This window comes from Enteractinococcus helveticum (assembly GCF_020742345.1).
GTDB classification, from domain to species: Bacteria; Actinomycetota; Actinomycetes; order Actinomycetales; family Micrococcaceae; genus Yaniella; species Yaniella helvetica_A.
The window spans coordinates 19092-38381 of record NZ_DYXC01000153.1; the positions used below are offsets into that span (position 1 = coordinate 19092).

19 protein-coding genes and 1 tRNA gene are annotated in these 19290 nt (G+C 55.5%); 10 read left to right on the forward strand and 10 right to left on the reverse strand.

From position 1 onward, the window contains the following. Positions 1-29: 29 nt before the first annotated feature. From K8V32_RS13245 to K8V32_RS13260, 4 genes are all read right to left on the reverse strand, one after another. The gene (locus K8V32_RS13245) at positions 30-320 is read right to left on the reverse strand and encodes a WXG100 family type VII secretion target (protein WP_303908410.1); all 291 of its coding nucleotides are present in this window, start codon (positions 318-320) and stop codon (positions 30-32) included. 105 nt (positions 321-425) lie between these two features. Next, the gene (locus K8V32_RS13250) at positions 426-1967 is read right to left on the reverse strand and encodes a sensor histidine kinase (protein ID WP_303908413.1); all 1542 of its coding nucleotides are present in this window, start codon (positions 1965-1967) and stop codon (positions 426-428) included. Further along, a complete protein-coding gene (locus K8V32_RS13255; RefSeq protein ID WP_303908416.1) occupies positions 1968-2675 on the reverse strand; it encodes a response regulator transcription factor in 708 nt (235 codons plus the stop codon). Between the two features lie 57 nt (positions 2676-2732). Then, positions 2733-2984: a cytochrome c-type biogenesis protein gene (locus K8V32_RS13260; RefSeq protein WP_303908419.1), complete on the reverse strand. Its 252-nt coding sequence runs from the start codon at positions 2982-2984 to the stop codon at positions 2733-2735. A gap of 171 nt (positions 2985-3155) precedes the next feature. Between K8V32_RS13260 and K8V32_RS13265 the strand changes: the two genes are divergently transcribed. After that, complete coding sequence (locus K8V32_RS13265) at positions 3156-3539, forward strand: cold-shock protein (RefSeq protein WP_303908422.1); 384 nt, start codon at positions 3156-3158, stop codon at positions 3537-3539. Next, positions 3532-4170 carry a DUF3027 domain-containing protein gene (locus K8V32_RS13270; protein WP_303908426.1) on the forward strand — a complete coding sequence of 213 codons (639 nt, stop codon included), beginning with the start codon at positions 3532-3534 and terminating at the stop codon, positions 4168-4170. The genes K8V32_RS13265 and K8V32_RS13270 overlap by 8 nt, the downstream gene beginning before the upstream one ends. 202 nt (positions 4171-4372) lie before the next feature. Here the strand turns inward: K8V32_RS13270 and serC are convergent, their stop codons facing one another. After that, positions 4373-5497: a phosphoserine transaminase gene (gene serC / locus K8V32_RS13275; protein ID WP_303908429.1), complete on the reverse strand. Its 1125-nt coding sequence runs from the start codon at positions 5495-5497 to the stop codon at positions 4373-4375. A 231-nt stretch (positions 5498-5728) separates the two neighbouring features. On the opposite strand from serC, the gene K8V32_RS13280 reads away from it, so the two are divergent. The 5 genes from K8V32_RS13280 (at position 5729) to K8V32_RS13300 (ending at position 10544) form a co-directional block, all read left to right on the forward strand. Beyond that, positions 5729-6460 carry a metal-dependent transcriptional regulator gene (locus K8V32_RS13280; RefSeq protein ID WP_303908432.1) on the forward strand — a complete coding sequence of 244 codons (732 nt, stop codon included), beginning with the start codon at positions 5729-5731 and terminating at the stop codon, positions 6458-6460. A 342-nt stretch (positions 6461-6802) separates the two neighbouring features. Further along, on the forward strand, positions 6803-7618 hold the full coding sequence (locus K8V32_RS13285) for a C40 family peptidase (RefSeq protein WP_303908435.1): 816 nt from the start codon (positions 6803-6805) through the stop codon (positions 7616-7618). A gap of 83 nt (positions 7619-7701) precedes the next feature. Further along, positions 7702-7953 carry a hypothetical protein gene (locus tag K8V32_RS13290; RefSeq protein WP_303908437.1) on the forward strand — a complete coding sequence of 84 codons (252 nt, stop codon included), beginning with the start codon at positions 7702-7704 and terminating at the stop codon, positions 7951-7953. A 54-nt stretch (positions 7954-8007) separates the two neighbouring features. Beyond that, positions 8008-9885 (forward strand): ABC transporter ATP-binding protein, encoded by a 1878-nt coding sequence (locus tag K8V32_RS13295; RefSeq protein ID WP_524536746.1) that lies wholly within the window; start codon positions 8008-8010, stop codon positions 9883-9885. Positions 9886-9887: 2 nt separating this feature from the next. Continuing rightward, the gene (locus K8V32_RS13300) at positions 9888-10544 is read left to right on the forward strand and encodes an SAM-dependent methyltransferase (protein WP_303908440.1); all 657 of its coding nucleotides are present in this window, start codon (positions 9888-9890) and stop codon (positions 10542-10544) included. Between the two features lie 136 nt (positions 10545-10680). Here the strand turns inward: K8V32_RS13300 and K8V32_RS13305 are convergent, their stop codons facing one another. The 3 genes from K8V32_RS13305 to K8V32_RS13315 all read right to left on the reverse strand — a co-directional run bounded on the left by K8V32_RS13305 (position 10681) and on the right by K8V32_RS13315 (position 12252). Next, complete coding sequence (locus tag K8V32_RS13305; RefSeq protein WP_303908442.1) at positions 10681-11199, reverse strand: Dps family protein; 519 nt, start codon at positions 11197-11199, stop codon at positions 10681-10683. Positions 11200-11416: 217 nt separating this feature from the next. Beyond that, positions 11417-11490 (reverse strand) — tRNA-Arg (locus tag K8V32_RS13310). Positions 11491-11562: 72 nt separating this feature from the next. After that, positions 11563-12252, reverse strand: coding sequence for a hypothetical protein (locus K8V32_RS13315; RefSeq protein WP_303908445.1), 690 nt, complete (start codon positions 12250-12252; stop codon positions 11563-11565). A gap of 172 nt (positions 12253-12424) precedes the next feature. Between K8V32_RS13315 and pcrA the strand changes: the two genes are divergently transcribed. From pcrA to sucD, 3 genes are all read left to right on the forward strand, one after another. Next, positions 12425-14902: a DNA helicase PcrA gene (gene pcrA, locus K8V32_RS13320; protein ID WP_303908448.1), complete on the forward strand. Its 2478-nt coding sequence runs from the start codon at positions 12425-12427 to the stop codon at positions 14900-14902. 162 nt (positions 14903-15064) lie between these two features. Continuing rightward, the gene (gene sucC, locus K8V32_RS13325) at positions 15065-16228 is read left to right on the forward strand and encodes an ADP-forming succinate--CoA ligase subunit beta (RefSeq protein ID WP_303908450.1); all 1164 of its coding nucleotides are present in this window, start codon (positions 15065-15067) and stop codon (positions 16226-16228) included. Between the two features lie 18 nt (positions 16229-16246). Further along, a complete protein-coding gene (sucD, locus tag K8V32_RS13330) occupies positions 16247-17164 on the forward strand; it encodes a succinate--CoA ligase subunit alpha (RefSeq protein WP_303908452.1) in 918 nt (305 codons plus the stop codon). 375 nt (positions 17165-17539) lie between these two features. Here sucD and K8V32_RS13335 read toward each other — a convergent pair whose 3' ends face one another. Together K8V32_RS13335 and K8V32_RS13340 are read right to left on the reverse strand one after the other, a co-directional pair. Beyond that, positions 17540-18022: a glutathione peroxidase gene (locus tag K8V32_RS13335; protein WP_524536747.1), complete on the reverse strand. Its 483-nt coding sequence runs from the start codon at positions 18020-18022 to the stop codon at positions 17540-17542. Positions 18023-18135: 113 nt separating this feature from the next. Beyond that, on the reverse strand, positions 18136-19266 hold the full coding sequence (locus tag K8V32_RS13340) for a VIT1/CCC1 transporter family protein (protein WP_303908458.1): 1131 nt from the start codon (positions 19264-19266) through the stop codon (positions 18136-18138). Positions 19267-19290: the final 24 nt, after the last annotated feature.

Below are 19290 nucleotides of genomic sequence, written 5' to 3' on the forward strand. Positions count from 1 at the left end.
AGCACCAGACGAAGGCGGGGTTGAGTCTTTTAGCCTCGGAACATCGCAGCGTTTGCTTGTTCTGTGGCTTCGTATTGCTGTCCGGCATGTTGCATTGCTTCGCGGATGGAGCGCAACGATTCTTCGACACGTTGCTGAGTGGACCGCCATTCGGTCACAACTGCTTGGAAATTTGAAGAAGCCTGGCCAACCCAGGATTCTTGCAATTGCCGCAAGGCGGCGTCCATGGTGTTGACTTCCGACTGGATGCGATCGGCAGTGGCCTGGACGTTGCTGGCTTTGGCGAAGAGTTCTTGGACATCAATCTGAATACGAGCCATTTTGGATCTCCTGTATCGACGGATCATCACGGTTTGTGATGCGGTACCGCCAGCCTAGAAAGATCGTGCTCCGGTGATGCGTGCTATCAAGCGTGCTGTGGATAATTAGTGGTCTGGCTCGTTGGATGTGGAGAAGTCGTCATCGGCGTCCCACGCACCATCGTCGTCGTCAGCATCCAGTGGATGATAGGGGAGTCGGACGACCATGGTGGCACCGCCGCCTGGGGTCTCTTCATGACGCACAGAACCGTTGTGCTGACTCACGATGCCGGCCACGATGGCCAGTCCGAGTCCGCTGCCGCCGGTGTCGCGGTCTCGTGAGGTATCAGCACGGTAAAAGCGTTGGAAAATTTTCTCGGCATCCTCATCGGAGATGCCCGGTCCGTGGTCACAAATTTTAATGATGGACTCGGTGCCGTTGGCCGAAGGTGCGGTGCCCACCGCGATTTCGATGTCGGTTCCATCCGGTGTGTAGCGCAGTACGTTTGTCATCAGATTGGATATGACCTGGCGGAGCCGATTGGCATCGCCCAGAGTTGGCGCCGACTGGGGTGAGGAGCCAGGAGTCAGCCCGGTCAGTGTGATCTGACGATCCGAAGCGGTGGCTCGCGTGTCGAGCACCAGATCTGAGGCTAGCTGTAACAGATCGATTGGGTTGGTATCCATGGTGCGCTGTTCGTCGAGTCGGGCCAGCGTCAGGAGATCTTCGACCAGTTGGGTCATGCGTTTTGCTTCGGACTCGATCCGGCCCATCGCGGTAGAAACGTCTTCTTGAGAGGCTAGCGCCCCGTGGCGGTAGAGTTCCGAGAAGCCGCGAATCGTCACCAGCGGGGTGCGCAGTTCATGCGAGGCATCCTGCACGAAGCGGCGCATACGCTCTTCGGATTGTTCATTGGCGCGGAAAGCGATTTCAATGTGGGCCAGCATGGCGTTTAAAGACCGTGACAGGCGCCCCACTTCGGTGTCTGGAGCCCCGGTGGGGACACGTTTGGACAGATCTCCGGCGGCAATTCCAGCGGCGGTGCGTTCCACTCGGTTCAGGGGACGAAACGCAGTGGTCACCAAGCCGTAGGCGATCATGGTCACGACGAGCGTGGCTAAGAACCCGATGGTGATGACCAGTGTGGTCACGCGTTCCACGGAACGTTCCACGGGGTCAAGCGGTAAAGCGATGGCCACGGTTCCGCTGTCGGATTCCAGCCGATAGATCTGGACTCGCCACTGGTGTTGCGGCATGGCCAGTCCAGGAACATTGAAGGGGGTTGATCCGTGGGCGGCCGCCTGGCGGGCGGTCATCGGTTCGATGTCGGGGACGTCTGAACCTTCGGCATAAATCCGGGTGACGAATTCGCCGTCATTATTCCAGGACTCGCCGTAGAACCGGACAATGGTTTGTTCGAAACTCCTCGTCTCATAGGGGCCGGCGGATCCCATGGAGGTCAAGTACATTGACACGTTGTGCCGGTTGGTAAAAATGTCCTCATCGATCTGTCTGATCAATTCCTGCCGGTATAACGATGCCGTCAAGATCGCCGTGAGGGCCACAGTCAGGGCCATGAGCACTCCGGTGATCAGCGTCAGCTGAGTGCGCAACGACGTAGCCTGCCAGCGGCGGGCTATCCATCGCAACGGTTGGGCTCTGGCCATCTAGCGTTTGTCTTTGGTCCGCAGCAGATACCCGACCCCGCGTTTGGTCTGAATCATCTTGGGGCGATCGTCGACATCGATTTTGCGTCGCAGATAGGAAATATAGGACTCCACGATTGACGCGTCGCCATTGAAATCATATTCCCAAACATGGTCTAAAATTTGAGCTTTTGACAGCACCCGGTTGGGGTTCATCATCAAATAGCGCAGGAGTTTGAACTCGGTTGGGGACAGGTCAATGATTTCCCCACCGCGGCGAACTTCGTGAGCGTCGTCGTCGAGTTCCAGGTCATCTACAACCAGTATCGCATCGTCGTCTTCTGCAGGTGCGGTGCGGCGCAGCACGGCCCGGATCCGGGCTACGACTTCATCGAGACTAAAGGGTTTGGTCACATAGTCGTCGCCACCGACGGTGAGCCCGGTGACCTTGTCTTCGGTCTCATCGCGGGCGGTAAGAAAGACGACGGGGAAAAGTCGACCTGAAGCGCGTAGTTTGCGGGTGACGGTGAAGCCGTCCATGTCCGGCAGCATGACGTCGAGCACCGCCAGATCGGGATTGTGAGCTTCAGCGGCTTCGAGTGCTTCACGGCCGTTTGCAGCGGCAACGACTTCGAATCCGGCGAACCGTAAAGAGGTGGACAGCAGCTCGCGGATGTTCGGTTCATCATCAACGACGAGGAGTTTTGCTTCATAAGATTGCGACGTCATACGCCTATTCTAAAAAAACTAACCTGTGAGGTTGCTGGGTATTTACTGAATAGACGGTTATGCGTGCTGACGTTTTCTACGTACAAACACGTTGCCAACCAGAGCAATGAGCATCAAAATAAAGCCCGTTGGGAAGGCCAACAGGGCCAGCCAAAACAGCCATGTGGCAGGGGTAACCCCGGCAAAGTAGTACACCAGCACACCGATCAAGGCCAGGAAGGAGGCAATCACAATGGCTACTCCGACCCACAGCACCGCCGAAATCCAGGCAGGTGGCACATCTAGGTTCTGAGATTTTTGGGTGGTCATGTGCAGTATTCTACGCTTGCAGCACAGGTGGCGGATCATTGCGAAGATTCGGGGCAACACGCACTATACTGGCCTTCGATAGGCTTTGAGGGTTCCTGTAACCGCACCTGCAAGGGATGTGTGACGGGAACCCTTTGTGAATGATGCACGTGACGAAGGAATAGAAAATCCATGCCAACCGGCAGAGTGAAATTTTACGACCATAACAAGGGTTTTGGTTTTATTACCACCGACGACGGCGATGACATCCATCTGCCGGCATCCGCCTTGCCCTCGGGAGTGACCCAGCTGCGCCCGGGCACCCGAGTGGAATTTGGCATCGTCGATTCGCGACGCGGCCCACAGGCGCTATCCGTTGAAGTGCTAGACAAATTGCCCTCGGTGGTCCGAGCCACCAGACCGAAGGCCCACGATATGGCCGGTATCGTAGACGATCTGATCCGCATGTTGGACAACGCGTCCACGGGTCTGCGCAGTGGTCGGTACCCGGCAGCTAAACAGGCCGAACAAATGGCCACCATCATGAGAAGGGTGGCTGATGCATTCGATGCCTAATGTTGCTGAAGATACTGTTTCTATCGCGAACCCCGTTCAACCGACCTTTGGCCCACCACGGGTCATTACCCGCAAACCCCGGGTCGATGCCGTGCTGGCAGAGGCCGTTGACATTGCTCGAGCAGCATTGCAAGAGTTTGCCGATGACGCCGAGATCGGCGAGCATCTGGGTACCGTAGCCGACGACGAACGCGTGGTGACACACCGTTTTACCGCCTATGTGGCGGGCTATCGTGGCTGGTATTTCTTTGTGACACTGGCTCGTGCACCGCGATCCAAAGTGATCACGGTCAGTGAAACCGGTATGTTGCCCGGTGAAGATGCACTCCTGGCACCGAAGTGGGTGCCCTGGCGAGACCGCGCTTCAGAGGAAGAGCGCATCCGTCTTGATGCCATCGCCGCCGGTGAGGACCCAGCGAAAGCTCTTGAAGCAGCAGGTTATGGCCCCGAGGTTATTGAAGAAGAAGAGCCCGTCGTCTCAGCCGAGAAGCCGTCAACCAAAGATGGTAGCGGCAAGAAGCAGGCTCGCCGGGACGCCAAACGCCGCCGGGCGCGACAGCAGGCCCATCGGAAGAAACGCCAGAAAAAATCTGCTGGGTCTGCTACCAAGACCAAGTCGTCAGGTAGATAAAACATGAGCAAAAGCACTGCTTTGGCAGTGCTTTTGCTTTCAGTCCAACAAGCCGGAATATTTGACCTGCTACCAAAGTGACCAACGACGTCGTATGTAGTGAACGTCGACTGGCGCTAACTCTGCGTGGAAACACGACGGCCGGTGTTGGAGGGCAAGAATGCTCGTATCAACACCGGCCATCGCTGTGGTCTTGTGCGATCTAGATTCGATCCACGACGTAATCGATGCACGCGGTCAGTGCAGAAACATCTTCTGGGTCAATCGCGGCAAAGGTTGCGATGCGTAGCTGGTTCCGGCCGAGTTTGCGGTACGGTTCGGTATCTACGATGCCATTGGCGCGCAGGATGGACGCCACAGTTGCAGCATCAACGCTGTCATCGAAATCGATGGTCACAATGACCTGCGAACGATCCTCGGGGCGGGTAACAAATGGTGTGGCGTAGCTTGAGGCTTCGGCCCAGTTATACAACCGGTCGGAGGAATCCTTGGTGCGGGCGGTAACAAAATCTAAACCACCGTTGGTATTCATCCACTTGAGCTGTTCATCAAGCATGATCAACGTGGCCAATGCAGGGGTGTTATAGGTCTGATTCTTGGCCGAGTTATCTATTGCGGTTTTCAAATTCAGGAAGTCTGGGACCCAACGGTCGCTTGCAGCGATTTCTTCTGCCCGCTCCAGGGCAGCGGGGGAGAATAAGCCCAGCCACAGGCCGCCGTCTGAAGCAAAGTTCTTCTGCGGGGAGAAATAATACACATCCGACTGAGTGACATCGACCGGCAGACCCCCTGCCCCGGAGGTTGCATCGATGAGCACCAGGGCGTCGTCATTGGCACCCTCCACGCGATGCACCGGTGCTGCAACACCAGTGGACGTCTCATTGTGTGGCCAAGCGTAGACGTCGACGTTGTGTTCAGCGCGCGGTGTCGGACGGGTTCCCGGATCAGCTTGCAAAATGACGGAGTCTTCTAGGAACGGTGCATTATTGGTTGCCTTGGCAAACTTCGAACCAAATTCACCAAAGCTCAGATGTTGCGCTTTCTTGCGGACCAGCCCAAAAGCGGCAATATCCCAAAATGCCGTAGCTCCGCCCAAGCCCAGAACTACTTGATAATTTTCTGGTGCGCTAAAAAGTTGGGTGATACCTTCTTGGACGGATGCGACCAGGTTTCGGACCGGTGCCTGACGGTGCGAGGTGCCCAGAAGGGTCGCGCCTGCCGTTGCGACCGCTTGAGACAGTTGGGTGCTGACCTTCGACGGTCCAGCACCGAAGCGGCCATCCGCTGGTTTGAGATTCTCGGGGATTTCGATGCCCGGTGTGGACATGAGCTACTCCTTATATAAAGGGGGCAGGATACGTTATCTATTGTGGACTTGGCTGACCCTGAAACATCACAATAAACCAACATGTGACACCGGTTTGGCTCAAAATGTGGTGAATAAAACACTTAACACAGATGCCTGTGGATACATTCTGGCCGAGTTCTCACTGCGAACGTATGATGATTGGTGATTGCAGAATATTTAAGACGTATATCGCTATGAAGGAATGTGGCTGTGGCCGATCTGATTGATACGACGGAAATGTACTTGCGCACCATCTATGAATTGATGGAAGAAGGTATTGCGCCGTTGCGGGCCCGCATAGCTGAACGGCTTGATCACTCAGGTCCAACCGTTTCACAAACGGTAGCCCGCATGGAACGCGATGGTCTTTTGCATGTGGCACCCGATCGAAAACTTGAGTTCACCGATGAGGGTTTGAAAGCTGCCGCTACAGTGATGCGAAAGCATCGACTAGCTGAACGCTTACTGGCAGACGTTATCGGCTTGGACTGGCCCTACGTGCACGATGAAGCATGCCGCTGGGAGCATGTGATGAGTGACCAGGTGGAAGCCCGGTTGATGGATCTATTGCATTCGCCATCGAATTCTCCATTTGGCAACCAAATTCCGCTGCTTGAAGAACTCGGTGGCCCGGCCACCGGCTTGGATCCACAGCTGTATGAAGGTGAACCGCTGACCGTTGCACTGGAAAAAGCCGGGACTTTTGAAGTCAAGGTCCTTACCGAAGCGATCCAGACCGATCCCGAATTGCTGACACAATTTGCTGCGGCTGGTATTCAACCTGGTGCCACACTCATTGCAGAGCCGGCAGATGGTTACGTGGCAGTTCGTGTCCTGGAGCGTGGACCCGAACTGCCCGGAGAAGTTGAAGACATTTCGGAACTAGGCCTCGAAATTTCTGACGATACTGCTGTCCATGTTCGTGTGGTCCGCGTTCAGTGACTGAATTATGCTCCATTAGAGTCGCGCACGGCCATGTTTTGATCGAAAAATAACGAATCGACCAAGAAAAATATCAAAATGTTATTTTGTCTTCTACCGCGTGGTTATGCGGATGTAGGCGCATATTTCATGAGATGACTCAACGAATTGTTATCCGAATGTGACATTCCGTTGTACTTCTACTAAGCTAGCTCTCGGTGTTGATAACAAAATGTGATTCAGCACCCGCCACCAGCTTGCTTTTACACTCCGCAGCTGGAGGGGCAAAACATAGCAGTTGTAAAAATTGTTCGTGGCGGAGTGGGGCCACAAGCCACTAAGCACATGAGAGAGGTAAACTAAGTGTCGAAGCGCATTTCAACTGCACGTCACCGTGCAACTCCTGCGAAGGGCGCCACGCTAGAAGCCATGACCCAGGCTCTTGGCCGCTCGGGTCGCCAGGCTGCTGCGATTGCAGCTGCCTCCGGTATGGTGTTGACCGTGGCACCAGCAGCAACCGCGGCACCTGTGCAGACTGATCGTGAAACATCAACCCTGCCAGCCACAAACTTCAAACTGGAACGCACCTCGGGCAAAGCCGATGTCATCACCGCTGATTCAGTAAGCCTGGATCTCGGACGTGCAGCCCTGAAATCAACTCCGGCGCCAGAACCAGAACCAGAGCCTGTAGTTGAAGAAGACGTTTCTCCAGTAACAAACGAAACTGCTGCCGAGAACAGCACTGCCGAGAACGGCACTGCCGACAGCACCACTCAGACACAGTCGGCAACCACTCAGGAAGCTCCAAGCGCTCCAGAGTCGAGTGCCACAGGTTCACTTGCTGCAGTAGTCTCCGCAGCATACTCCGGTATCGGAACCCCATACGTATGGGGCGGTAAAGGCCCAGGCGGCTGGGACTGCTCCGGATTTACCGCATGGGCATACGCTCAAGCAGGCATCAGTATTCCATCTTCTACCTCGGCTATCCTAGGCTCCGGACAGTTCGTTCGTACCGCCAGCCCCAAACCAGGTGACCTGGTCTTCCAGAACGGTGGATCCCACGTTGGTATCTATGTTGGCAACGGCCAGATGATCGGTGCTCAGAACCCCTCGGTTGGCACCATCCTCCACGACGTCACCCGCAACCCACTGATGGGTTACTACACCTACGTCGGCTAGGTTTTTTCCTTAACAACTGCTCAATAAAGTCTCTCCTGATTACTAGGAGGGACTTTATTGTATTTAACAGAAAGTCCTAATACATGACACAACCGCTGCCTGACTGGGCCACCCAACTACTACAGTCACTTGAGATCGACCCCGTACACGTTGATGTCGAGGCTTTACGACGCATCGCTGATGGTATCGACTATGACCAGAGCACCGATGAGTTGCTGGTCGGATTCATCGCCGGTTATGCCGCTGGCATGGCACACGGCAGCGGCATGGCTGGATTCGCTAAAGCCCACGCAGCCTCGGTGAACTTCATGGCGAAGAACCTCCTCACGGAATAATATTCCTTCTTCTGTGTTGACACATTGGGGAAGCAATAGAAGGAAAATAGCTACGTGAGCATGAACCATGTGGGCTGGGCAGCTTTGGGGAAGCTGCGCCAAAGTAAAGAACACGAATCATTGAAACCCGGAACTATCCCTCGGGCGTGGTCATTCATTGCCCGTTATCGAACTCGGTTGACCCTGTATCTTATTGTCTCAGCCCTGGGAGCCGTCCTGACGGTGGTCTCACCGATCCTTGCAGGGGATGTCGTCAATGCGATCGTGGCAGAATCCAATGTAAGCGTTGTGATCAACCTGGCACTACTCATCGCTGCTGTTGCCCTGCTGGAAGCGATACTGAATGTCATCTCCCGATGGCAGTCAGCTTCCCTGGGGGAACGGACCATATTTGATTTACGGACCAGCGTATTCGATCATGTCCAAAGGATGCCGGTCGCATTCTTTACCCGTGCCAGAACCGGGGCATTAGTCTCTCGACTCAACAACGACGTCATCGGTGCCCAAACGGCGATCGCCAGAACCCTACCGACCGTGGTTATGAATATCGTGACCCTCGGCGTGACGCTGGTGGTCATGTTCACTACTTCCTGGCAGATCACCCTGGCGGCGCTGCTCTTGCTGCCAATCTTTTTGTTTCCTGCCCGTCTTATTGGCCACCGAATTGCCGGTCAGACTCGTGAACGTGCCACACGAAACGCTGCCATGGGCGACCAGATGACCGAGCGATTCTCAGCACCGGGTGCTACATTGGTGAAACTATTTGGTGAACAGCGCCACGAATCCCAGGTGTTTTCAGACCGTGCGGATGGTGTGCGAGAATCCGGGGTGCACATTAGCGTATGGACTTCGGTGTTTATGACCATGCTGACACTGGTTTCCTCCCTTGCGTTGGCTGCCGTCTATGGAATCGGCGGTTACCAGGCGATTACCGGCGGGCTAAACGCCGGCGACGTCGTCACCATGGCGCTGCTGCTGACCAGGCTGTATGCACCACTGACTGGCTTAGCCACTGCCCGGGTTGAACTGATGAGCGCACTGGTATCCTTCGAACGGATCTTTGAAGTCTTGGATCTGCAACCGATGATCAACGACCCCGCCAACCCGAAAGACATCCCCACCGGGGGAGTACGGATCCAATTTCACGACGTCGATTTTCGGTACCCAACTGCGTCAGAAGTCTCCTTGGCGTCTTTGGAAGAGGTAGCGGTCTTGGACGGCCGGGAATCCGAACAAGTCCTCCACGGCTTGAACTTCACCGTGGAGCCAGGTCAGACGGTTGCCCTGGTGGGATCATCGGGTGCTGGGAAATCGACCATCGCAAACCTGGTCACTCGCCTCTACGACGTCACCGGGGGTGCAATTACCCTCAACGGTGTCGACCTGCGGGATGCGGCTGCCCAAGACATCCACAATCGAGTCGGTATGGTGACCCAAGATTCTCATTTGTTCCACACGTCTATCCGGGAGAACCTGACGCTGGGGCATCGCCAGGTGGATGATGAACGGATCTGGCAGGTTCTCGACCACGCCCGGTTGGCTCAAGTCGTACGGCACATGCCCGATGGTCTAGATACCGTCGTGGGTGAGCGTGGCTATCGACTATCGGGTGGAGAGCGTCAACGTTTGGCAATTGCCCGGTTATTGCTTGCGGCACCTGAGGCCGTCATTCTGGATGAGGCGACCGCTTCCCTGGACTCCACCAACGAAGCCGCCGTCCAACAAGCTTTAGATCAAGCACTAGAAGAACGCACCGCTTTGGTGATCGCCCACAGGCTATCAACCGTGGTGAATGCTGATGAGATTCTGGTGATCGAAGACGGGCGCATCTACGAGCGTGGGACACACGACGAGCTGCTGGCCGCCCACGGACGCTATGCTGAACTCTATGCGACCCAATTTCGACAACAACCACACGCCGGTGGTGAATAGACATGACGGATGAGACTCCGCAAGAGCTATGGGACGACCGTTATCGCCAAGCGGACCATATGTGGTCGGGAAACGTCAACGTAGCCCTTGCCGATGTTGGCCGCTCGTTGACTCCGGGCACCGCCTTGGATTTAGGTTCAGGGGAGGGCGCTGACGTCATCTGGTTGGCCGAACATGGTTGGCAGGCCACCGGCGTTGATATTTCTGCCGTGGCGGTATCTCGTGCCGAACAAGCAGCCCGGGCTCGCGGGCTGGCAGGCGATAGGGCGCGTTTCCTGGTGGCAGATTTAGCTCAATGGGACAACGAACAGACCTATGATCTCGTCGTCAGCTCTTTTTTGCATTCGCAAGGCGACTTCGAACGGGCCGGGATTCTCCGGGCCTGTAGTCAGTATGTGGCAGACGGCGGGTATCTGCTGGTGATTTCACATGCAACGTTCCCGCCCTGGGCAGGGGCGCACCGTGATGCCGATGCTAAAGATCATCACCACGATGAGACTACGCCAGAGTCTGAACTTGAGCTCTTGCAGCTGGATCCGTTGGAGTGGGTCGTGGAAATCGCAGAGCTGCGCTCGCGAGAAGCTACCGGTCCCGATGGTCAGGTCGCCACGCTGCACGATACGGTGGTGTTGGCCCGAAAGATCACCACCCGGCCATAAGACGGTACGGGTGTCTTCTTGGAAGGTTGTGGAAACTCCACAAACCAGGTGATATGTGCATACATAAAAACTCCCCGAGACATGATCAATATCTCGAGGAGTTTGTGATCGTTGCGCAGCTACCGCGGCCGAGAAGCTACTCGGTTACAGGGTTCAGAGAACCGTCAGCCTTGGTAATGAATGAGCGCAGGAACCACTGGAATAGTTCTAGTCCTCGGGTTACTTCAACCAGAATGTCTTCCGAAATGGGGTCAACTTTGCCGGATTCAGCGATGGCGGTACGGAAGTCTTTGATGACCCCGGTGTAGACCTCGTTGAGTGCGGAGATGTGCGCCAGGCTGGAAGCGCGATCCAGAGGGTAGTCTTCCCAGTCGCGACCGGTGACGATGGCACCGGGCGTACCTTTTGGAGAAACGCCCAGGGTGGCAATACGTTCAGCGACCAGGTCGGCCCAGCCACGAACTTCGTCAACCTGTGGGTCAAGCATCTCGTGTACGGAGATGAACTCTGGTCCGACGACGTTCCAGTGAGCGTGTTTCAGCGTCAGGTGCAAATCGTTCAGGGCGTGGAGACGAAGCTGAAGAATTTCAGTCACGCGATGCGCGTCTTCCGTTTCAACGCCAGGTGCCGTATATTCTGCATAATTCTCAGTCATGGGTAACCTTTCTGTTGCAGACCTAAGCTTTGTTTGTCGTGCAAAGCTGAATAGGGACGGGTTGTACCCTGATTCTTACGTTACTACTCAATACGTTTTTCGTAGTCATCGCAAGGTATGTGAGGCTAACCTGAGTCGATACTCAGCAACTTTTAAGGTTGTCGATACCGGTGCGATATCAGGTGGCTGCGATTCGTATACTGGTTAAAATACAACGTGCCCTCGACTGGATTCGAACCAGCGACCTGCGCTTTAGGAGAGCGCTGCTCTATCCAACTGAGCTACGAGGGCATCGGCGTCAATGCGTCGATGGGTTAGTACCGTCTGCCAGATTACCAGGCGATGGTCGGGCAGAAAGCATCTTTACCGGTAGGTGCCACCGATCTCACGCTCATCATCCAAGGATGTTGCCAAACCGGCGCTATTGCGGCCCACAAACTTCAATACGAGTATGACGACAATCCAAATGACGAGCAAGATGAACAGCAGCCACTGTGCGATCGTGAGCGACGATGCCAGTGTCACATTGGCCTGTGTGACGTCGTTCAAAGCCTGTTCACGAGCAGTGGCGGCCCAGAGTTCGAATGCGGCATAACCAATCGCCACAATGATTGCACTCCAGCGGGCCCAGATCGTTTTCAACGTCCACAACGCTACCGCGATCAGGCTGAGCCCCATCATGATGGGGAAGATGCGGCCGGCGGTGATGTGTATCCAGTTGTATTGGCGCAGGGCCTCATCGTCCATGCGTTCACCCAGCTGTTCTACCGCGGTCAGATCGAAGCCTGACATGCGATGGTCCAGCATCAAGAGCCCACCGGTGAGCTGCTCCATGCCTTGCAGCGCCAAGATATGATAATAAAACCCGATGAACACGGTGACGGCGAGAATCGCCAACACCAGGATGCCGGGGCTACCTTCCTGGTGGCCGGCTTGCCGAATGTCAGCTTTGGCTTGCGCTACGGTCAAGCGTTTTCGATCAGCCCGAGTTGTTTGCTGTGCTGGTGCAGGCTCGTGGTTGGCGTAATCTTTGGCACGGCGTTTTCTTGCCACTCGTCCTCCGGGGCATCATTTATTGGCGCCCGCGCACGGGGAGAAAACCCATACGCGGAACGATCACTGACCATCATCTTAGTAGAGTCACTGTGCACCGGCTGAGAATCGCTCTCCACAGCCCGCGAACACGCCCGGGTAAAACGTCGGGATGCGGTTAGACTTATGCATCATGGCCCACCAGACTTCTTTGCCCAGTTTTTCGCCCGCATTTTCCCTTGCCCCCACGGTCGACACCCCGCTTGTAGCGGCCGATGCGACCCCGGATCAGCTGGTTGAGGGGCTCAATGATGCACAAGCGCAGGCTGTGGTCCATCGTGGGGGGCCGCTGCTCATCGTCGCCGGCGCAGGTTCGGGTAAGACTCGGGTGCTAACCCACCGCATTGGACACCTGATGGCAACCGGTGATGCTCGCCCACATGAATTTTTGGCCATTACCTTTACCAATAAAGCCGCCGCCGAGATGCGCGAACGCATTGGCGAGCTGGTCGGTCAAGCTGCGTCGCGCATGTGGATCTCAACCTTCCACTCCTCGTGTGTGCGCATTTTGCGTCGTGAGGCGACTCATATCGGGCTGAAATCAAATTTTTCTATTTACGATGCCACGGACTCCTTGCGCCTGATCACCCAGATCGCCAAAGACGCAGACTTGGATCCCCGCCGCTTTGCACCCAGAGCGATCCGCAACAAGATTTCTTCCTTGAAGAATGAGCTCGTCGACGCCGATGCCTTTGCCTCCACGGCGGCAGGGGATCCCTGGCACCAGGCGGTTGCCGAAGTTTATAAGGAATATGAAAGCCGGTTGCGCACCGCAAACGCCATGGACTTCGACGATCTAATCGCCAATGTGGTCCACATGTTTGACGCCTTCCCAGCGATTCTGGATAACTATCGCCGACGATTCCGCTTTGTACTCGTCGATGAGTATCAGGACACCAACCACGCCCAATACCGCCTCGTGCGCCAGCTGACCGGTGCACCCGGTGAACCACCCGGTGTGGAAACCGAGGGCGGACAACTGACCGTGGTTGGTGACTCAGATCAGTCCATTTATGCCTTTCGCGGCGCTGATATCCGCAATATTGTGGATTTCGAACACGACTATCCCGACGCGACCGTAATCCGATTGGAACAGAACTACCGGTCCACGCAGACTATTTTGGACGCCGCCAATGCGGTGATCGCCCAGAACCCATCGCGGGAGATCAAACGCCTGTGGACGGCGGAAGGTAGCGGTGAAAAGATTGTCGGCTATGCGGCCGAATCCGAATCAAGTGAGGCCCAGTGGATCACCGACACCATTGATGATCTGATGGATAATCACGACTACCGTCCAGCGGATATGGCCATTTTCTATCGCACCAACGCCCAGTCGCGCTCCATAGAGGAACGTCTAATCGCTTCCGGGATCCCATATCGGGTGGTCGGTGGTACTCGGTTCTACGACCGCAAAGAAATCAAGGACGCCCTGGCCTATTTGCGTGTACTGGATAACCCCGACGACGACGTCAACCTGCGCCGGATCCTCAATGAGCCCAAACGAGGGATCGGGGAGCGAGCTGAAGGCACGGTGGCGGCACACCAGACACGCCAGCAATCAACATTTATGGCAGCACTGCGCGATGCCGAAAATGCTCCAGGAGGGTTGGCAACCCGGTCGCTGAAAGCCATCAACAAATTCATCCAGTTGCTGGATGATCTGCAACAACTGGCCCAGACCGAATCCGTGGCGACCATTTTAGAAGCCGTGCTCGAGCAGACCGGGATGCTCGAAGCGCTTCGAAACTCTAAAGATTTCCAAGACGAATCCCGGGCCGATAACCTTGGCGAACTGGTCGGCGTGGTGCGAGAATTTGATAAAGCCAATCCCGAGGGCGGGCTGGGTGATTTCTTAGAGCAGGTGGCGTTGGTTGCCGACGCCGACCAACTACCAGATGCCACCGACGCGGAAGGCCAAGCGCTGGCAGATCACATGGGCGAGGTCACGCTGATGACGCTACACACCGCCAAGGGCCTGGAATTTCCGGTGGTGTTTTTGACCGGAATGGAACACGGTATTTTCCCGCACGCCCGATCCATGGCAGATGAAAAAGAACTCGCTGAAGAGCGTCGTCTGGCTTATGTTGGGCTGACACGGGCACGCGAGCGCCTGTTTGTGTCTCGAGCTGAAGCACGCAGTATGTGGGGCCAGCACCAATTCAACCCGGCCAGTCAATTCTTGTCAGAGATTCCGGCTGAGCTTATTGAATGGGAACGGGAAGGCAAAGGCACTGCGGCCACAGCGAAGTTTGGTGCCGGCTTTGGGCAAGATACCGGGGTGCGTGGCTTCCGCTATCGGGATGCGCAACGCTTTAGTGGGTCGCACTGGGGGGCTTCGCCGTCGTCGAAAAACTATGGACGAGCCGGTACGGAGGGCATTACCGAAGCCCAAGAACGTGCTCGGGTGACCAAACTGGAACCGCGCACAAAGGTGAACCCACAAAAGGAAGTCATCTCGGTTTCGGCAGGTGACATGGTAGAACACAAGACGTTTGGCACCGGTGTAGTGACAGCCGTGCAAGGGGCGGGAGATAAGGCCGTCGCAGTCGTGCAATTTGCTGCATCAGAAAAACGGTTACTGCTGCGCTATGCGCCGTTGAAGAAAGTATGAGGGCCACCAATAGAAGGTCATGGTTCCTCAACACGGCTTGGCGTGCACTAAGGTAAAAGCTTAGGAGTTGCCAGGCTTATTAGCCGAACTCGCAGATGCCCGAATGCATTCTGTTGTGGGCATCTGATCCAATTGTTGTCGAGGTAAAAGGACTGCAAACCCGTGGACCTGTATGAGTACCAGGCACGCGATCTATTCGAGGCACACGGGGTTCCCGTGCTGGCTGGGATCGTTGCCGAAACCCCGGAAGAAGCTAAAGCCGCCGCTGAAAAACTCGGTGGCGTCACCGTGGTCAAAGCCCAAGTCAAAGTTGGCGGCCGCGGTAAAGCCGGCGGTGTCAAAGTCGCCAAGAACGCTGATGAAGCCTATGAATATGCCAAAGAGATTCTGGGCATGGACATCAAAGGTCACACCGTGCACCAGGTGATGATCGCTGAAGGCGCCGACATCAAAGAAGAGTACTATTTCTCGATCCTTCTGGATCGTGCCAACCGTTCCTACCTGGCCATGGCCTCGGTAGAAGGCGGTATGGACATCGAACAGCTGGCCGAAGAACGCCCAGATGATCTGGCACGCGTTGAAGTTTCGCCATCCACAGGTCTGAACCGCGAAGTTGCAGACAAGATCGTTGCTGAAGCTAAATTTGCTGAAGACCTCCGCGATAAGGTTGCTGAAGTCCTGGTGAAGCTCGGCGACGTCTACGTCAAAGAAGATGCCACTTTGGTTGAAGTTAACCCACTGGTTTTGACCGGTGAAGGTACTCTGATTGCACTTGACGGAAAAGTCACCGTTGACGACAACGCCGACTTCCGCCAGCCAGGGCATGCTGAACTGGTTGATGAGCGCACCGAAAACCCACTGGAAGCCAAAGCTGAAGCCAAGGGTCTGAACTATGTGAAACTGGACGGCAACGTGGGCATCATCGGTAACGGTGCAGGCCTGGTCATGTCGACCCTGGACGTTGTTGCCTACGCCGGTGAAAACCACGGCGGCGCAAGCCCAGCCAACTTCCTGGACATCGGCGGTGGCGCTGATGCACAGATCATGGCTGACGGTCTCGACGTCATCCTAGGTGACTCGGATGTCAAATCCGTATTTGTCAACGTTTTCGGTGGCATTACCGCCTGCGATGAGGTCGCCAGCGGTATTGTCAAAGCACTGGAGATCTTGGGCGATTCAGCGACCAAACCACTGGTTGTCCGACTCGATGGAAATAAGGTGGACGAAGGGCGCGCCATTTTGGCCGAGGCTAATCACCCACTGGTCACTCTTGCATCCACCATGGACGAAGGCGCTGACAAGGCCGCCGAGTTGGCTAACAAGTAAGGACGGGATACGTAGAAGATGTCGATTTTCCTCAATAAAGATTCCAAAATCATCGTCCAGGGTATTACCGGTGGTGAAGGGACCAAACACACCGCGCTGATGCTCAAAGCCGGCTCCAACATCGTTGGTGGCGTCAATGCCCGCCGCGCTGGTCAAACCGTAGAACACGTCGACGCTGATGGTAACGACGTGAGCCTGAACGTTTACGGCACCGTTGCAGAAGCTATGGCAGAAACCGGCGCCAACGTATCGGTGATGTTCGTTCCACCAAAATTCGCTAAAGACGCCGCGATGGAAGCCATCGAAGCCGAAATCGAGCTATTGGTCATCATTACCGAAGGTATTCCCGTCCAGGACACCGCAGAATTCTTTGCTGCTTCCCAGGCCAATGTTGGTGCCGATGGCAAACCAAAGACACGCATCATTGGTCCAAACTGCCCAGGTATCATCACCCCTGATGTTTCCTTGGCAGGTATCACCCCGGCGACCATTACCGGGACCGGCCCAATCGGTCTGGTTTCGAAGTCAGGTACGTTGACCTACCAGATGATGTACGAATTGTCTGAGATTGGCATTTCGACTGCGATCGGTATTGGTGGCGACCCAGTTATCGGTACCACCCACATCGATGCTCTCGAAGCTTTCGAAAACGATCCAGAAACCAAGGCCATCATCATGATTGGTGAAATTGGTGGCGACGCCGAAGAGCAAGCAGCCGCCTACATTAAAGACAACGTGACCAAACCAGTTGTTGGCTACATCGCAGGCTTTACCGCACCAGAAGGTAAGACCATGGGTCACGCCGGTGCTATCGTTTCCGGTTCTTCCGGTACCGCAGCTGCAAAGCAAGAAGCACTAGAAGCAGTCGGCGTTCAGGTTGGTCAGACCCCAACTGAAGCCGCTGAGAAGATGCGCAAGATTATGGAAAACCTCTAAGTCACGAACTGGCGAGAAATTCCGACAATGGGGCCCGGGCAATTTGCTCGGGCTCCATTTGTCTTCAAGAACCGGCTAGAACACCGTATGTGTTCGTGGACTTGATCCATGCCAGACGGCTGCACAACTTGACCAGGCAGTCACGACCAACACGATGGGGAAGTCGGCGGCTTGGATCAACCCCGAGCAAGACTAGAACATTCACATCCACGGGCACCGTGTACAACGTTGAGTTTGGGCTCCTGTGAACCGCCAGTACAACTGGCGCAGTGTTACGTTACGGTGTATGTATACCAGACCAGCCCTGGGCCGAAGCTGATGGTGCGCTCTAGTGGCTATCCGGATCCTGCATTCAACTACGCGAGTGGCAGGCGTTTATTGTGGCAGGACCTGTTCAATAGCGTTGATGACTGCTGGATCATCTGGCTCCGTGCGTGACCGAAAACGGTAGACGTCCCCGGACGGCGCGACCAAGAATTTTTCAAAGTTCCATCTGACCCTGCCTGCTTTCCCATGGGCATCGGGAGTCTTTTTGAGCTCGGTATATAGCGGATGCTCACGCCGACCATTGACCCGGATGCGATCCAGAACCGGGAAGGTGATGCCGTAAGTGCTGGAACAAAACTCTTGGATGGCTTCGTTTGCACGGAGTTCTTGAAAAAATTGGTTGCTTGGGAATCCAAGAACCTGCAGCCCGCGATCGCCGTATAGTTTTTGTAGTTGCTCGAGCGCTTCGTACTGAGGAGCCAACCCGCACCGAGACGCAACGTTGACGATCAGGAATGCTTTGCCTTCGAACTCGGAAAGCGTCGTCTCGGCGCCCTGCATGGTTTTGAATGGGATCTCGTGAAGCTTCATAGTCATTGCAGCATATCTTGGCTGGTCAATATTCCAGTCGATACGGCCTGTGATGACATGGACTGTTGACCCGTGGGGATTGGACCAGCTGAGGCGCAGACGCCGTGGAACGGTTAGATATTGAAGAACATGCCCAGCAGATAGGTGACGCCGGCGGCACCCAGCCCAATGGCCAACTGGCGTAACGCACGTTTGAGGGGTGACGCTCCGGAAAGCAGGCCCACGATGCCCCCGGTGATGAGTAATGCCACCGACACTAGGCCCAGCGCCCACATGAGTGCTGTGACGCCGATGGCGCCAAATAGGAATGGCAGAACCGGAATGATCGCGCCGGAAGCAAAGAATAAGAACGAAGAGAATGCAACTTTCCAAGGATTCCCAACGGATTCGAAGGCTTCTTGTGTCAGTTCTTCTTCTGGTCCTTGGGAGCCATCGGGTCGTGCTGAGAAGGAAGGATTACAATCGCAGCTTAGATATCCCAGCCGCTCTAGGGCTCGGTGGCTGGCATCCTCGGGCGTCATGCCGCGTGCACGGTAGACGAGTTCAAGTTCGTTTTGTTCGATGTCCAAATATTTTGCGGTACGTAGGGTCACTTGGGTTGGATGCGATGCTTCCAAGAGTTCGCGTTGGGAACGCACCGACACGTATTCTCCAGCCCCCATGCTCAACGCACCAGCAAACAGCCCAGCAATACCAGTAAATAACACGACGGAAGGTGCCACACCGGTTGCCCCAATACCCATGACCAGTGCCAGGTTGGAGACCAGTCCGTCATTGGCACCAAATACTGCGGCCCGGAAATTTCCGGCCATCGTTTCGCGACCGCGTGCTGCCAAACCTCGCACAACTTCTTCGTGGATTGCTTCATCTGCGGCAATTTTTGCCGGCACTTCTGAGTCGTGTTTATACGGCGTATTGGATTCAGCGCGTTGCATGAGTGCAAGGACAAAGACCGAACCGAACATGCGCGCTAAAAAGCGCAACAGCGCTCGGTGCATGCTGGGACGGGTGCGGACGTTCGCGTCGTCTCCCAATAAATCACGCCAATGCTGGGCGTGACGGTCTTCGGCATCAGCCAAGCCGAGCAAAATATCTCGCTCTGCTCCGGTGCTACGATCCGCGAGATCACGGTAGATTTGGCCTTCGGCAATCTCATCTGCCAGGTATTTACGCCAGCGACGGATTTGCGACTTGGTCGGCTCTTCGGCCACAGTGACTTCCTGGTTTTTCTTCGAGCCTGACATCCCTATTCCTTGCGCTATGCATGA

Excerpts from the sequence above, each read along its gene's own strand:
- K8V32_RS13245 (WP_303908410.1), bottom strand. The coding sequence starts at position 320 with ATGGCTCGTATTCAGATTGATGTCCAAGAACTCTTCGCCAAAGCCAGC.
- K8V32_RS13250 (WP_303908413.1), bottom strand. The coding sequence starts at position 1,967 with ATGGCCAGAGCCCAACCGTTGCGATGGATAGCCCGCCGCTGGCAGGCT.
- K8V32_RS13255 (WP_303908416.1), bottom strand. The coding sequence starts at position 2,675 with ATGACGTCGCAATCTTATGAAGCAAAACTCCTCGTCGTTGATGATGAA.
- K8V32_RS13260 (WP_303908419.1), bottom strand. The coding sequence starts at position 2,984 with ATGACCACCCAAAAATCTCAGAACCTAGATGTGCCACCTGCCTGGATT.
- K8V32_RS13265 (WP_303908422.1), top strand. The coding sequence starts at position 3,156 with ATGCCAACCGGCAGAGTGAAATTTTACGACCATAACAAGGGTTTTGGT.
- K8V32_RS13270 (WP_303908426.1), top strand. The coding sequence starts at position 3,532 with ATGCCTAATGTTGCTGAAGATACTGTTTCTATCGCGAACCCCGTTCAA.
- serC (WP_303908429.1), bottom strand. The coding sequence starts at position 5,497 with ATGTCCACACCGGGCATCGAAATCCCCGAGAATCTCAAACCAGCGGAT.
- K8V32_RS13290 (WP_303908437.1), top strand. The coding sequence starts at position 7,702 with ATGACACAACCGCTGCCTGACTGGGCCACCCAACTACTACAGTCACTT.
- K8V32_RS13300 (WP_303908440.1), top strand. The coding sequence starts at position 9,888 with ATGACGGATGAGACTCCGCAAGAGCTATGGGACGACCGTTATCGCCAA.
- K8V32_RS13305 (WP_303908442.1), bottom strand. The coding sequence starts at position 11,199 with ATGACTGAGAATTATGCAGAATATACGGCACCTGGCGTTGAAACGGAA.
- pcrA (WP_303908448.1), top strand. The coding sequence starts at position 12,425 with ATGGCCCACCAGACTTCTTTGCCCAGTTTTTCGCCCGCATTTTCCCTT.
- sucD (WP_303908452.1), top strand. The coding sequence starts at position 16,247 with ATGTCGATTTTCCTCAATAAAGATTCCAAAATCATCGTCCAGGGTATT.
- K8V32_RS13335 (WP_524536747.1), bottom strand. The coding sequence starts at position 18,022 with ATGAAGCTTCACGAGATCCCATTCAAAACCATGCAGGGCGCCGAGACG.
- K8V32_RS13340 (WP_303908458.1), bottom strand. The coding sequence starts at position 19,266 with ATGTCAGGCTCGAAGAAAAACCAGGAAGTCACTGTGGCCGAAGAGCCG.